The following is a 13,792-nucleotide window of genomic DNA, read 5'->3' as shown; positions in this document are numbered from 1 at the left end:
GCGACGGCGCTTACTTGATGAGCGCGAGCGACAGGCTCGGGAACAGCGACAGCAGCACCAGCGCGGCGCAGCAGATCAGGAAGAAGGGCAGGGTGACGATGAACATCTTTCCGGGCTTGGCGCCGGTCACGGCGGAGGCCACGAAGAAGCTCAGGCCCACGGGCGGCGTCATCAGCCCGAGCACGAGGTTGATCACCACCACCACGCCGAAGTGGCGCGGGTCGATGCCGTAGATCTCGGTGGCGATGGGCAGGAGGATGGGCACCGTCATGATCAGCCCCGGAATGCCGTCGATCACGGTGCCGATCACCAGCAGGATCAGGTTCACGAGCAGCAGGAACGCGATCGGGTCCCTGGCCACGGTCTGGATCCATGCGGCCGTGGCCTGCGGCACCTTGCCGTAGATCAGCAGCCACGAGAACACGGCCGCCGCGGCCACCAGGAACAGCACCACCGCCGAATAGATCGCCGACTTCAGCAGGATCTGCGGAATCATCGCGAAGCGGAATTCCTTCGTGACGTAGCGGCCCACCAGCACCGCGGCCACCGCGCCCACAGCGGCCGCCTCGGTCGGGTTGGCGAAGCCGCCCAGAATGGAGCCGACGATCACGATCGGGATCAGCAGCGTCGGGCAGGCCGTGAGCATCGTGTGCAGGCGCTGCCGGAGGGTGCGCTTCTCGGTGCGCGGGTAGTTGTAGAAGAAGCCCATGCACGCGATCACGATGAAGAACAGCACCGTGAGGATCACGCCGGGGATGATGCCGGCAATGAGCATGTCGCCCACCGCCACCTGCGCGAGCACGCTGTACACCACGAACATCACCGAGGGCGGAATGATCGGCCCCAGCATGCCGCCATACACCGTGATGCCGGCCGCGAAGGTCTTGTCGTAGCCCTGCTTCTCCATCTCGGGCACCATGATCTGGCTCATGATGGCCACCTGCGCGGTGGCCGAGCCGATGATCGACGACACCAGCATGTTGGCCAGGATGTTCACGTAGGCGAGCCCGCCCTTCACCGAGCCGATGAAGGCCAGCGCGAGGTCGACCAGCCGCTTCGTGATGCCGCCGCCGTTCATGATCTCGCCGATCAGGATGAACAGCGGAATCGCAATGAGGCTGTAGCTGTCGACGCCGCCGAACATCTGCACCGGGAACGACTGGAACAGCACCGTGTCGCCGGAATTGAGGATGTAGACGATGCCCGCCAGGCACAGGCAGGCGCCGATCGGCACGCCGACCAGCATGATCACCAGGAAGAAGAGGGAGGTCAGCATGTCAGTTCACCGCGTCAGCGTTGGTCACGTGGAACTCGGTGTGCGTGCGCCTGGGCTGCAGGCCGAGGTCCTCGATGAGGTTGGACAGCGCATGCAGGCTGAGCGTGAGCGAGAACACCGGCAGGATCAGCTGGATGGCCCAGGTCGGCCAGTTCAGCGTCTGCGTGCGCTCGGTGTAGAGAAAGTTGAAGGACTCGGCCGCGTACTCCTTGGCATCGAAACCGTAGCGCGCGATGCCCAGCGGATCCATGTAGAGCCAGCACATCGCCAGCAGCGCGAAGCCCAGCAGCAGCACGCCGCCGGAGGCGGTGGCCTTGGCGATGCGCACGGCCTTCTCGCCGAGCTTGTCGGTGAGCAGCGTCACCGCAAAGTCCAGCCGCAGCCGCGTCATCGCCGAGGCGCCGATGAAGGTGAGCCACACCACGCAGTACACCGAGGCTTCGTCGACCCAGTAGATCGGCACGCCGGCGTAGCGCGTGGCCACGTTCAGCAGCACCAGCGCGATGAGCAGGCCCATCAGAGCCGAGAGCAGGTGGCGCTCGCAGCGCAGCACGAAGTCGGACGCATCGAGCACCCGGCGGGAGAAGCTCCCGCGTTCCAGGGCGTGTTCTGCCATGTGAGAAGAGAGGAAGGGAAGGTTGACGAAGGACGGGGACCGTGGTTTCTTTAAATATATTAATAAGATATTTAAAATATCCGATCAGGGTATTAGCAGATTGCATGCCAGCCAAAAAAATGATGAGCGGGCGAAAACGGTGCGTGCACCGGCCGGGGCCGCAATGAAAAACGCCCCGCTGCGCGCTGCAGCGGGGCGTCGGCTTCAACGGGAGAGGGGGTGGCCTACTTGAGCGCGGTCGTCGCGTTCGCCACCGCGAGCGCCGTCATGTTGACCACGCGCCGCACGGTCGACGACGGCGTGAGCACGTGCGCCGAGCCTGCGGCCCCGAGCAGGATCGGGCCGACCGTGATGCCGTTGGCGCCCGTCATCTTCAGCACGTTGTAGAGGATGTGGGCCGAGTCGAGGTTGGGGCACACCAGCAGGTTGGCCTCGCCCGTGAGCGTGCTTTCGGGCAGCGCGGTGCGGCGCACTTCTTCCGACAGCGCCGCGTCGCCGTGCATCTCGCCGTCGCACTCGATGTCGGGCGCCATCTGCGCGAACAGGTCGCGCGCGAGCCGCATCTTGCGCGCCGAGCCGCGGCTCGAGGTGCCGTAGTTCGAGTGCGAGAGAAAGGCCACCTTCGGCGGCAGGCCGAAGCGGCGGATTTCCTCGGCCGCCATCATGGCGATGCTGGCCAGCATCTCGGCGCTCGGGTCCTCGTTCACGTTGGTGTCGGTGATGAACACCGTGCGCTTCTCGAGCGTGAGCGCGTTGAGCGTGGCGAAGCCCGGCGCGCCGCGCTTCAGGCCGATCAGGTTGCGGATGTGCTCCAGGTGCACGTCGAAGCGCCCGACTAGGCCGCAGATCATCGCGTCGGCGTCGCCCAGGTGCATCATCAGCGCGGCGATGGTGGTGTTGGAGCGGCGCACCATGGTCTTGGCGGCCTCGGGCGTGACGCCGCGGCGGCCCATGACCTTGTGGAAAGTCTCCCAGTAGGTGCGAAAGCGCGGATCGTCCTCGGGGTTGACGATCTCGAAGTCGGTGCCCGCGCGGATGTGCAGGCCGGCCTTCTGGATGCGCGCCTCGATCACGGCCGGGCGCCCCACCAGGATGGGCTGGGCCAGGCCTTCGTCGATGGCCCACTGCGCGGCGCGCAGCACGCGCTCGTCCTCGCCCTCGGCATAGGCCACGCGCTTGGCGGCCGCGATCTTGGCGGCGCTGAATACCGGCCGCATGAACATGCTGGTTTGGTAGACGAAGCGCGTAAGGTGCTGGCGGTAGGCATCCATGTCCTCGATCGGGCGCGCGGCCACGCCGGAGGCGGCCGCGGCCTTGGCCACGGCCGGCGCAATGCGCAGGATGAGCCGCGAGTCGAAGGGCTTGGGAATGATGTAGTCGGGCCCGAAGGACAGTTCCTGCCCGGCATAGGCGGTGGCCACTTCCTCGCTGATGTCGGCCTTGGTGAGCTCGGCGATCTCGCGCACGCAGGCCAGCTTCATTTCTTCCGTGATCTTGCTGGCGCCGCAGTCGAGCGCGCCGCGGAAGATGTACGGGAAGCACAGCACGTTGTTGACCTGGTTCGGGTAGTCCGAGCGGCCGGTGGCGATGATGCAGTCGGGACGCACCGCCTTGGCGAGTTCGGGGCGGATCTCGGGCTCGGGGTTGGCCAGCGCCAGGATGATGGGCTGGCCGGCCATGGTTTTCACCATCTCGGCGCTCATCACGCCGGGCGCCGAACAGCCCAGGAACACATCGGCGTCCTTCACCACGTCGGCCAGGGTGCGGGCGCCGGTGTCTTTCTGGGCGTAGCGCGCCTTGGAGTCGTCGAAGCCGCCCGCGCGGCCCATGTAGATCAGGCCCTTGGAGTCGCAGGCATGGATGTTGGCGGGCTTGGCGCCCAGGCCCACCATCACGTCGAGGCAGGCAATGGCGGCCGCGCCAGCGCCGGAGACGGCGATCTTGACCTCCTCGATCTTCTTGCCGACCAGTTCGAGGCCGTTGATGAGCGCCGCGGCCGAGATGATGGCCGTGCCGTGCTGGTCGTCGTGGAACACCGGGATGTTCATGCGCTCGCGCAGCTTCTGCTCGATGTAGAAGCACTCGGGCGCCTTGATGTCCTCGAGGTTGATGCCGCCCAGCGTGGGCTCGAGCGCCGCGATGATCTCGACCAGCTTGTCGGGGTCGTTCTCGGCCAGTTCGATGTCGAACACGTCGATGCCGGCAAACTTCTTGAACAGGCAGCCCTTGCCCTCCATCACGGGCTTGGCGGCCAGCGGACCGATGTTGCCCAGGCCCAGCACGGCGGTGCCGTTGGTGACCACGCCCACCAGGTTGCCGCGCGCGGTGAACTCGGCCGCCATCGACGGATCGGCCGCGATGTCGAGGCAGGGGTAGGCCACGCCGGGCGAATAGGCCAGCGACAGGTCGCGCTGGTTCAGGAGCGGCTTGGTCGGGCTGATGGAAATCTTGCCCTTGACGGGCGAGCGGTGGTATTCGCGCGCTGCTTCGCGAAGTGCTTCTTCGGCGGGTGACAGGTTAGCAGCCATGAAAAGTCTCCTTGTTTCTGACGGGCAATGAGGCTACCGCAAAAAGCCGCCGCTTCTTCTCCGGGCAGGCACGGGTTTTGGTGCAAAGGGCGCGGATTCCCGGCCTGCCGACTCGCTAAACTCCCGGCTGTTACCAAGCTTTAACGCTTGGCGGACACAGCATGCATCGGCCTTGCGGCCGGCCATCGTCAACAACGAAGAACGACCCAGGAGGGGAGCGCATGACGCCCGGACCTTTCACGAGTACAGAGCCCGACGTCGTGGTCATCGGCGGGGGCCCGGCGGGCTCCACCGTGGCCGCGCTGCTGGCGGACAAGGGCCACGACGTGGTGCTGTTCGAGAAGGCGCACCATCCGCGCTTTCACATCGGCGAGTCGCTGCTGCCGATGAACATGCCGCTGTTCGACCGCCTGGGCGTGCGCACCGAGGTCGAGGCCATCGGCCTCAGGAAGCATGGCGCCGAGTTCGTCTCGCCATGGCACGACCATTCGAGCCACTTCGACTTCGGCCAGGCGATGGACAAGAGCTTTCCCTATGCCGTGCACGTGCGCCGCTCCGAATTCGACGAACTGTTGTTCCGCCACGCCGGCAAGCGCGGCGCGCGCACCTTCGAGGGCCAGCGCGTCATAGGCGTGGACATGGACGCCGGCAAGGGCACGCCCGACAACCGCGTGCTGGTGAAGATCAAGGCCGAGGACGGCACCGAAACCAGCTGGCGGCCGCGCTTCGTGATCGATGCGAGCGGCCGCGACACGCTGCTGTCGAACCAGTTCGACGCCAAGCAGCGCAACCGCAAGCACGCGAGCGCGGCCCTGTTCGGCCACTTCGAGAATGCACAGCGCCGGCCGGGCCGCTACGAAGGCAACATCTCGCTCTTCTGGTTCGACCATGGCTGGTTCTGGTACATCCCGCTGAAGGACGGCACCGTGAGCGTGGGCGCCGTGGCTTCGCCCGCCTACTTCAAGCGCCGCAAGGGCTCGCTCGAAGAGTTTCTGATGGAAACCATTGCGCTCGCGCCCAAGCTGGCCGCGCGCCTTGCGAACGCCACGCTGATGGAGGGCGCCACCTCCACTGGCAACTACGCCTACGACTCCAGGTTCTGCCGCGGCGACCGCTTCATGATGGTGGGCGACGCCTATGCCTTCGTCGATCCCATGTTCTCGTCGGGCGTGTACCTGGCGATGAACAGCGGATTCGAGGCCGCCACCGCGGCCGACCACTGGCTCAGAGGCGAGATGAAGGAGGCCGAGAAGGCTTTCCGCCACTACGAGAAGATCATGAAGCACGGGCCGAAGATGTTCTCGTGGTTCATCTACCGCATCACCTCGCCCGCGATCCGCAGGCTCTTCATGGCGCCGCGCAACATCTGGCGCATGCAGGAGGCGCTGCTGTCCATATTGGCGGGCGACCTGTTCCGCAACACGCCCATCGGCCCGCGCTTCTGGGGCTTCAAGGTGACGTACTACGCGTCCTGCCTGGGGATCCTGCCGCAGGCCGTGAAGACCTGGGCATGGCGGCGGCGCAACCTCAAGGAATCGCTCGAGGCGGCTGCAAAGAGCTGAGCTTCAGTCAGGGGCGACCGTGTGCTGCGCGAGCGCCTCGAGCGCGCGCACCAGCGCCGAGTGGTCCTGCTGGCCATGGCCCAGTGCGGCGCAGGCATTCATGAGCTGCGCCGCGCCCGCGGTCTGCGGCAGCGCCATGCCCAGCGAACGCGCGCTCTGCAGCGCGAGGTTCAGGTCCTTCTGGTGCAGCGAGATGCGGAAGCCCGGCGCGAAGGTGCGCTTGATCATGCGTTCGCCATGCACCTCGAGGATGCGCGAGCTCGCGAAGCCGCCCATCAGCGCCTGGCGCACCTTGGCCGGATCGGCACCGGCCTTGGACGCGAACAGCAGCGCCTCGCCCACGGCCGCGATGTTGAGCGCCACGATGATCTGGTTGGCCACCTTGCAGACCTGGCCGTCGCCCACGTTGCCCACCAGCGTGACGTTCTTGCCCATCTTCTCGAGCAGCGGCCGCACCTGGCCGAAGGTGCTTTCGTCGCCGCCGCACATGATGGTGAGGCTCGCGGCCTTGGCGCCCACTTCGCCGCCCGAGACCGGCGCGTCGATGTAGCCGCAGCCGAGCGCGATGATGCGCTTGGCGAAGCCCTTGGTGGCTATCGGATCGATGGAGCTGCAGTCCACCACGATCTTGCCGCGCGAATCCTTCAGCCCTTCGGCCACGCCCTGCGTGCCGGGCTCGCCGAACAGCACCTTCTCCACGTCGGGCGTGTCGGGCACCATGATGAAGATCACGTCGGCCTGGCGCGCCACCTCGGCCGCCGAGGCGCAGATGGTGGCCTTCGAGATGAAGGGCTCGGGCGTGTTGCCCTGGGTGTTCACGAAGAGCTGGTGCCCGGCGTCGAGCAGGTGCCCCGCCATGGGCGCGCCCATGATGCCGAGGCCGATGAATCCGATTTTTTGCGATTGCGACATGTCTCTGTTTCCGGTTTGAAGTTGTCTTTTATTGCGTGAGCGCTTTGCGCCAGCCGAGGCCGTTCACGGTGTCGGTGCGCGGCTTGTATTCGCAGCCGATCCAGCCGTCGTAGCCGATCGCATCGATGTGCCTGAAGAGCCACGGGTAGTTGATCTCGCCCGTGCCCGGTTCGCCGCGCCCGGGGTTGTCGGCCAGCTGGATGTGGCCGATGCGCGCGAGGTGCTTCGCGAGCGTGTTGCCCAGTTCGCCTTCCATGCGCTGCGCGTGGTAGATGTCGTACTGCACCCGCAGGTTGGAAGAACCGACCTCGTCGATCAGCGCCAGGGCCTGGTCGGTGCGCGTCAGGAAGAAGCCCGGGATGTCGAAGGTGTTGATCGGCTCGATCAGCAGGCGCAGGCCGGCTGCCTCGAGCTCGCCGGCGGCAAGGCGCAGGTTCTCGACCACCGTCTTGTGCGCGGCCTCGGTGCCCACGCCCGCCGGCAGCTTGCCGACCAGGCAGTTGAGCTGCGGGCAGCCGAGCGCCGTGGCGTAGTCGATGGCCATGGCGATGCCTTCGCGGAACTCGCCGGTGCGATCCGGATGGCAGGCGATGCCGCGCTCGCCCTTGTCCCAGTCGCCGGCCGGCAGGTTGTGCAGCACCTGCTGCAAGCCGTTGGCGCGCAGCGCGGCCGCGAGCTCCTTCTTTTCGAAGGGGTAGGGGAACAGGTATTCCACCGCCTCGAAGCCGGCCTTGGCGGCGGCCTCGAAGCGCTGCATGAACGGCAGCTCGGTGAAGAGCATCGTGAGGTTGGCTGCGAACTTGGGCATGTGTGCTTCTCCTTGCTCAGTCCAGCATCTCGGCCGCGACGGCCGTGGGTGCATCGGCCGGGTGCTCGGCCAGCGGCTCGAACTCGGTGATGTTGTCGATCTCGGTGCCCATCGCGATGTTGGTCACGCGCTCCAGCATCACCTCGATCACGACCGGCACGCTGAACTCGGCCATCAGCGCTTCGGCGCGCTGGATGGCCGGTGCGATCTCTTCCTGCTTGTTCACGCGGATCGCCTTGCAGCCCAGGCCCTCGACCACTTTCAGGTGGTCCACGCCGTAGCTGCTCTCGATGCCCGCGTCGGGCCCCGCGTTGATGTTGTCGAACGCGAGCTGCACGCAGTAGTCCATCTCGAAGCCGCGCTGCGCCTGGCGGATCAGGCCGAGGTACGAGTTGTTGACCACGATGTGGATGTACGGCAGCTTGAACTGCGCACCCACCGCGAGCTCCTCGATCATGAACTGGAAGTCGTAGTCGCCCGAGAGCGCAACGATCTTGCGCGCCGGGTCCGCAGCGCGCACGCCCAGCGCGGCCGGAATGGTCCAGCCCAGCGGACCGGCCTGGCCGCAGTTGATCCAGTGGCGCGGGTTGTACACGTGCAAAAACTGCGCGGCGGCGATCTGCGAGAGGCCGATGGTGCTCACGTAGCAGGTGTCGTTGCTGAAGTTGTTGTTCATGCACTGGTACACGCGCTGCGGCTTCATCGGCACATCGTCGAAGTTGGTCTTGCGCAGCATGGTCTTCTTGCGCTCGATGCACGATTTGGCCCACGCGCGGCGGTCGCGCAGCTTGCCGGCGGCCTTCATTTCCTCGGCCACGGCCACGAACTGTTCCAGCGCGGCCTTGGCGTCCGACACGATGCCGAAATCGGGCGTGAACACGCGGCCGATCTGCGTGGGCTCGATGTCCACGTGCACGAATTTGCGGCCCTTGGTGTAGACCTCGACCGAGCCCGTGTGGCGGTTGGCCCAGCGGTTGCCGATGCCCAGCACGAAGTCGCTCGCGAGCATCGTCGCGTTGCCGTAGCGGTGGCTGGTCTGCAGGCCGCACATGCCGGCCATCAGCGGATGGTCGTCGGGAATCGCGCCCCAGCCCATCAGCGTGGGGATCACCGGCACGCCGGTGGCCTCGGCAAAGCGCACGAGCAGGTCGGCCGCATCGGCATTGATGACGCCGCCGCCGGCCACGATCAGCGGGCGCTCGGCGGCCTGGAGCATGCCGATGGCCTTCTCGATCTGGGCCCGCGTGGCGGCGGGCTTGTAGGGAGTGAGCGGCTGGTAGGCGTCGATGTCGAATTCGATCTCGGCCATCTGCACGTCGAAAGGCAGGTCGACCAGCACCGGGCCCGGGCGGCCCGAGCGCATCAGGTGGAAGGCCTGCTGGAACACCTGCGGCACCTGGCCGGGCTCGCGCACCGTGACCGACCATTTGGTGACCGGCTTGGAGATCGACTCGATGTCGACCGCCTGGAAGTCTTCCTTGTAGAGCCGTGCGCGCGGCGCCTGGCCGGTGATGCAGAGGATCGGGATCGAATCGGCCCAGGCCGAATAGAGGCCCGTGATCATGTCGGTGCCCGCGGGCCCCGAGGTGCCGATGCACACGCCGATGTTGCCGGCCACGGCACGGGTGTAGCCCTCGGCCATGTGCGAGGCGCCCTCGACGTGGCGCGCGAGGATGTGCGAGATGGTGCCGCGCTGGCGCAGCGCGGAATACATCGGATTGATGGCCGCGCCGGGCACGCCGAAGGCCTGCGTCACGCCTTCTTTTTCCATCACCAGCACGGCGGCCTGGACCGCTTTCATTTTTGCCATGGGACTGTCTCCTTGAGTGAGGTCCACTGTAGGAAGGGGAGACCATTCGAAGAAGACGGCTGCGGACCATAAAACCTATTCCAAGCTGGAATAAGTGATTACGATGCCGGCCATGGACAGATTGTTGGCAATGGAGATGTTCGTGCGCGTGGTCGAGACCGGCAGCTTCTCGAAGGCGGCGCTCGAGTTCCACACCACGCAGCCCACCGTGACCAAGCAGGTCGCGGCCACCGAGGCGCGGCTGAAGGTGCGGCTGCTCAACCGCAACACGCGCGGCGTGAGCCTCACGGAGCCGGGCGCGCTCTACTACGAGAAGTGCAAGAACATCGTGCGCGAGGCCGAGGAGGCCGAGAGCATCGTGCAGCTGCGCCAGAACCAGGCGCAGGGGCTGCTGCGCATCGGCACCTCGGTGGCCTTCGGCCGCCGCGTGGTGGTGCCGCTGGCGCTCGAATACATGCGCCGGCACCCGCAGGTGCAGCTCGACCTGAGCTTCGAGGACCGCTACGTCGACCTGATCGCGCAGGGCATCGACGTGGCCATCCGCATGGGCAAGCTGGCCGATTCCTCGCTGGGCGCGCGCTACCTCGGTACCAACCCCTGGGCCATGGTCGCGGCGCCGGGCTACCTGAAGAAGCACGGCACGCCCCGGCGTGCGCAGGACCTGAGCGCGCACGTGGCGCTCATCTACAGCAGCGTGGTGGGCGACGAGTTCTGGCGCATGCACACGCCCAAGGGCGATCCGGTGACGGTGCCGGTCTCGGGGCGCTTTCGCTCCAACAACCTTTCCGCGGTGCTGGCCGCGGCGCGCGACGGACTGGGCATTGCGCTCATGCCGCGCTACGTGGCGAGCGAATCGCTGGCCTCGGGCAAGGTGCTCGAAGTGCTCGGCGACCATAAGCTGCCCGAGCAGGAGATCCACGCCGTCTTCCCCTCGCCCAAGCTGGTGCCGGGCAAGGTGTCGGGCTTCGTGGCCTTCCTGCAGGGGCGCTTTGCCGAAGGCTGGTGGGGCGGCTGAGCGCGCTCACGCCTGCTTCAGGCCGGCACGAAGGCGCCGTGCAGGCCCAGCGGCAGGGCGTAGGGCAGGGTGGCTTGTGCCACCGGTCCCGCCGCCAGGTGGTCGGCCGCGAAGCACGACAGCACGGTCTTCTGCCGGCCGAAATCGAGCACCGTGCCCAGCACCCAGCCCGGCTTGGTACCGTCCGGCACGAAGACATGCTCTTCCACCATGGCCTGGGCGCCGTAGCTGAAGCGCTGGCTGCGGCCGCTTTCGACATCGGTGCGCGCAATCGCGCCGAAGCCCGGCACGTCGGGGCGCGTCTGCGTGGCATGAACCACATGGCGGTGGCGCAGGCCGACGCGCCGCGGGTCGATGCGCGGAAACTCGGCTTCCTGCGCCAGCGCCTGCTGCGTGGCCTTCCCGGTGCCGAGGTTCAGCGTGGCGACGGTCAGGCGCGGGTCGGTGCTCTTCACGCGGCGCGCGCGCATCACTTCGCGGTTGGTCGTGAACACCGAATCGGCGTTGTCCGAACGCACGTAGTCGATGTGGACGAGGGTGCCGCGCGGCGTGTCTTCCTCCCATGCATTGCCGACGTGGAACAGGAAGCCGGCCGGCAGCGTGAGCAGCTGGCGCCGCTCCCAGTCCTGCTTGTCGACCACCAGGGCGCGCATGCCGAGTTCGGGCCGCCAGACATGGGCGTCGAGAAAGCTCGCACCCGCCTCCTTGCGCTTGCCGTCGTAGACCAGCGGCGGCATCAGGAACACCAGGTGCCGCCCGGTCACTGCGAAGTCATGGACCATCGGCATGTCGGCCACCGGCACCACGGCTGCGCGCCGCAGCGCGCCTTCGGGCGCAATCTCGTACAGCGCCAGCAGGCCCTGGCCGGAGCTCACGCCAAAGTTCCACACCGTACCGTCCGGATCGACCTTGGGATGGGCCGAGAACGGCATGCCCGCGAGGTCGGACCGCCAGGTCTTCACGCCCAGCGTGTCGAGCGTGCGCGCGTCGACGCGCGTGGCCGAGCCGCCTTCCCACAGCGCCAGCACCTCGCCCTGCATCGGCAGCACGCTGGTGTTGGCGACGTTGATGCTGTCGGCCGAGGTCGGCGGCTCGACGCCCGGCGGCATGGTGCCGAAGGCCTCGAACAGGCGGCGGCCGGCCCGCACCTCGGCCACGCGCTTGGGCGTGGCGACATAGCGGCCCTGGTGCCGCACGTCGGTCCCGTCGATCACGAAGCGGTGCACCATGCCGTCGCCGTCGAACCAGTGGTGGTAGCGCTCGCCGCCCAGGTCGTGGCCGGCCGGGCCGATGCGAAACAGCGTGCCGGCCACGGCATCGGGAAAGCGCCCGCGCACCATGGCGCGGGTCAGCGGCAGGTCGTCCGGGGGCGTGGCGAAGCCGGTCTTCCAGGGCGCACCGGCGGCTTCGAACCGGGCTTGCCAGTCGTCGGCAGTGCCGGCGGCGCGGGCCAGCGGTGCCAACAGGGGCAGGGCGCCGGCCGAGGCCAGCAGGCGCAGGAGTTTGCGTCGTTCCATGGCGTCTTGCTCCTCAGCGCAGGTGAATGACGGTCTGCAGGTCGGCATCCACGCTGATCGCCGCGGCTTCGAAGGCCGGCGCGGCGCGGTTGCCCTTCGCGTCGTTCGAGAAGCCATAGCGCTCGGTCGGCATGCCCAAGAGGTTGGCGTCGAGCCTGCCGTTGCCGTTCTCGTCGGCAAAGGCGCGCAGCGCATACCGCCCCGGCGCCAGTCCCGCGAACACGAGCCGGGCCTTGCCGCCTTGCATCGGCGCGGTCTGCGAGGCCACGGCCTTGCTGTCGGCATAGCTCGCAGCGTCGTTGTACAGCGCGACGTACAGCGTGGCGCCGGTAGCCGGGCCGTCGGCCACGGTCACGCTCAGGTCGGCCGCGAGCGCGGCCAGCGGGGAGAGCAGCGCGACGCTGCACAGGGCGCACAGGCCCGCTCGGGGCAAAGGAAAGTTCATGGAGAGCCTCGTCGGAAGTTGGAGGCCCCGACGATCCCTCAAGCGCCGCGCGCCGCCCAGCGCCATGCGACGAAGCGCGCCAACGTCCGCGCGAAATGCGCCCGGCCGGCGCAGGGCGCGCCTGCTTCCGCGGCCTCGCGGGCCCGCGGCCGCGAGCCCGCCGGGCTTCAGTGGCCCTTCTTGTCCTCGCCGGGGCTGGTCTCCAGCTGGCCCGACTCCGCGAACAGGCTCCACGCCGCCATGAACAGCGCCGCGATCACCGGACCGATCACGAAGCCGTTGATGCCGAAGATCGCCATGCCGCCGATGGTCGACATCAGCACGATGTAGTCGGGCATCTGCGTGTCCTTGCCCACCAGCACGGGGCGCAGGATGTTGTCGACCAGCCCGATCACGAACACGCCCACGAAGATCAGGATGCCGCCCTGCCAGAAATGGCCGGTGGCAAGGAAATAGATGGCCACCGGCCCCCAGATGAGCGCCGCGCCCACCGCGGGCAGCAGCGAGAGAAAAGCCATCAGCACGGCCCACAGCAGCGCGCCCTGCACGCCCAGCAGCCAGAAGGCCAGCCCGCCGATCGCGCCCTGCGCAATCGCCACGGCCACGTTGCCCTTGACGGTGGCGCGGATCACGGTGGTGAACTTGTTGAGCAGATAGTGCGTGTGCGGCCTGGCAAGCGGCACGGCCTCGCGCATCGATTTGGAAAGCGCCGCGCCGTCGCGCACCAGGAAATAGAGCAGGTACAGCATCACGAAGAAGCTGATGACGAAGTCGAAGGTGTTCTGGCCGATGGTCAGCGCCTGGCCGGCGATGAGCTGGCTGCCCTGTGCCGCGCCCGCGGAGATGCGGGCCTGCCAGGCCTCCATGTCGCCGAGGTTGAAGCGGTCGAACAGGTTCAGCAGCCATTGCGGCACGGCGTTGAGGATCTGCTGGAAGTAGGCCGCGAAATTGATCTGCCCCGAACGGATGCTCTGCGTGACCTGCACGATTTCCTGCACCAGCGACACCCCGACCATGGCCAGCGGAAGAATCACGATGAAGAGGCAGATGGCCAGCGTCGAGAGCGCCGCGGCGTTGTGCCAGCCCGGCATTTTCTTCAGCAGCCGCTTGTAGAGCGGCGTGAACAGGATGGCCAGGGACACGCCCCACAGCACCGCGCCGAAGAACGGCATCAGCACCCAGAGGAAGGCGACCGTGACGGCGGCGAGCAGGGCGAGGAACACGCCGCGCTGGAGTTGGGGTGAATTCATAGGTGATTCGGACTGTAGCCGAGCCTGAATGCACCGCCGTGTCGGTGGGCACC

The 13,792-nt window shown here is 67.2% G+C and carries 11 protein-coding genes; 2 read left to right on the top strand and 9 right to left on the bottom strand.

The genetic code is table 11. The features are described from left to right. Window positions 1-10: 10 nt before the first annotated feature. The 3 genes from ACAM54_RS19470 to ACAM54_RS19460 all read right to left on the bottom strand — a co-directional run bounded on the left by ACAM54_RS19470 (window position 11) and on the right by ACAM54_RS19460 (window position 4,420). A complete protein-coding gene (locus ACAM54_RS19470; RefSeq protein WP_192322581.1) occupies window positions 11-1,276 on the bottom strand; it encodes a TRAP transporter large permease in 1,266 nt (421 codons plus the stop codon). 1 nt (window position 1,277) lies between these two features. Further along, on the bottom strand, window positions 1,278-1,892 hold the full coding sequence (locus tag ACAM54_RS19465) for a TRAP transporter small permease (protein WP_186454213.1): 615 nt from the start codon (window positions 1,890-1,892) through the stop codon (window positions 1,278-1,280). A gap of 224 nt (window positions 1,893-2,116) precedes the next feature. Further along, window positions 2,117-4,420 carry an NADP-dependent malic enzyme gene (locus tag ACAM54_RS19460; protein WP_369648662.1) on the bottom strand — a complete coding sequence of 768 codons (2,304 nt, stop codon included), beginning with the start codon at window positions 4,418-4,420 and terminating at the stop codon, window positions 2,117-2,119. Between the two features lie 221 nt (window positions 4,421-4,641). On the opposite strand from ACAM54_RS19460, the gene ACAM54_RS19455 reads away from it, so the two are divergent. Next, window positions 4,642-5,982: an NAD(P)/FAD-dependent oxidoreductase gene (locus tag ACAM54_RS19455; protein ID WP_369648661.1), complete on the top strand. Its 1,341-nt coding sequence runs from the start codon at window positions 4,642-4,644 to the stop codon at window positions 5,980-5,982. 3 nt (window positions 5,983-5,985) lie between these two features. Here ACAM54_RS19455 and ACAM54_RS19450 read toward each other — a convergent pair whose 3' ends face one another. From ACAM54_RS19450 to gcl, 3 genes are read right to left on the bottom strand one after another with little or no spacing between them, the layout of a single operon-like run. Then, on the bottom strand, window positions 5,986-6,894 hold the full coding sequence (locus ACAM54_RS19450; RefSeq protein WP_369648660.1) for a 2-hydroxy-3-oxopropionate reductase: 909 nt from the start codon (window positions 6,892-6,894) through the stop codon (window positions 5,986-5,988). A gap of 28 nt (window positions 6,895-6,922) precedes the next feature. Then, window positions 6,923-7,702 (bottom strand): hydroxypyruvate isomerase, encoded by a 780-nt coding sequence (hyi, locus tag ACAM54_RS19445; RefSeq protein ID WP_369648659.1) that lies wholly within the window; start codon window positions 7,700-7,702, stop codon window positions 6,923-6,925. A 16-nt stretch (window positions 7,703-7,718) separates the two neighbouring features. Further along, a complete protein-coding gene (gene gcl / locus ACAM54_RS19440; RefSeq protein WP_369648658.1) occupies window positions 7,719-9,512 on the bottom strand; it encodes a glyoxylate carboligase in 1,794 nt (597 codons plus the stop codon). Between the two features lie 112 nt (window positions 9,513-9,624). Between gcl and ACAM54_RS19435 the strand changes: the two genes are divergently transcribed. After that, entirely contained in the window at window positions 9,625-10,527 is a 903-nt protein-coding gene (locus ACAM54_RS19435; RefSeq protein ID WP_309926993.1) for a LysR family transcriptional regulator, read from the top strand. Window positions 10,528-10,544: 17 nt separating this feature from the next. Here ACAM54_RS19435 and ACAM54_RS19430 read toward each other — a convergent pair whose 3' ends face one another. The 3 genes from ACAM54_RS19430 to ACAM54_RS19420 all read right to left on the bottom strand — a co-directional run bounded on the left by ACAM54_RS19430 (window position 10,545) and on the right by ACAM54_RS19420 (window position 13,739). Next, window positions 10,545-12,044, bottom strand: coding sequence for a carotenoid oxygenase family protein (locus ACAM54_RS19430; protein WP_369648657.1), 1,500 nt, complete (start codon window positions 12,042-12,044; stop codon window positions 10,545-10,547). A 13-nt stretch (window positions 12,045-12,057) separates the two neighbouring features. Further along, window positions 12,058-12,489 (bottom strand): DUF2141 domain-containing protein, encoded by a 432-nt coding sequence (locus ACAM54_RS19425; RefSeq protein ID WP_209536154.1) that lies wholly within the window; start codon window positions 12,487-12,489, stop codon window positions 12,058-12,060. A 167-nt stretch (window positions 12,490-12,656) separates the two neighbouring features. Then, window positions 12,657-13,739 (bottom strand): AI-2E family transporter, encoded by a 1,083-nt coding sequence (locus tag ACAM54_RS19420; RefSeq protein ID WP_369648656.1) that lies wholly within the window; start codon window positions 13,737-13,739, stop codon window positions 12,657-12,659. Window positions 13,740-13,792 lie beyond the last annotated feature (53 nt).

The sequence above is a fragment of the Variovorax sp. V93 genome (assembly GCF_041154485.1).
Lineage (GTDB): Bacteria > Pseudomonadota > Gammaproteobacteria > Burkholderiales > Burkholderiaceae_C > Variovorax > Variovorax beijingensis_A.
Note: the sequence above shows the minus strand (reverse complement) of the source record. Positions and strands in the feature narration are given on the sequence as shown.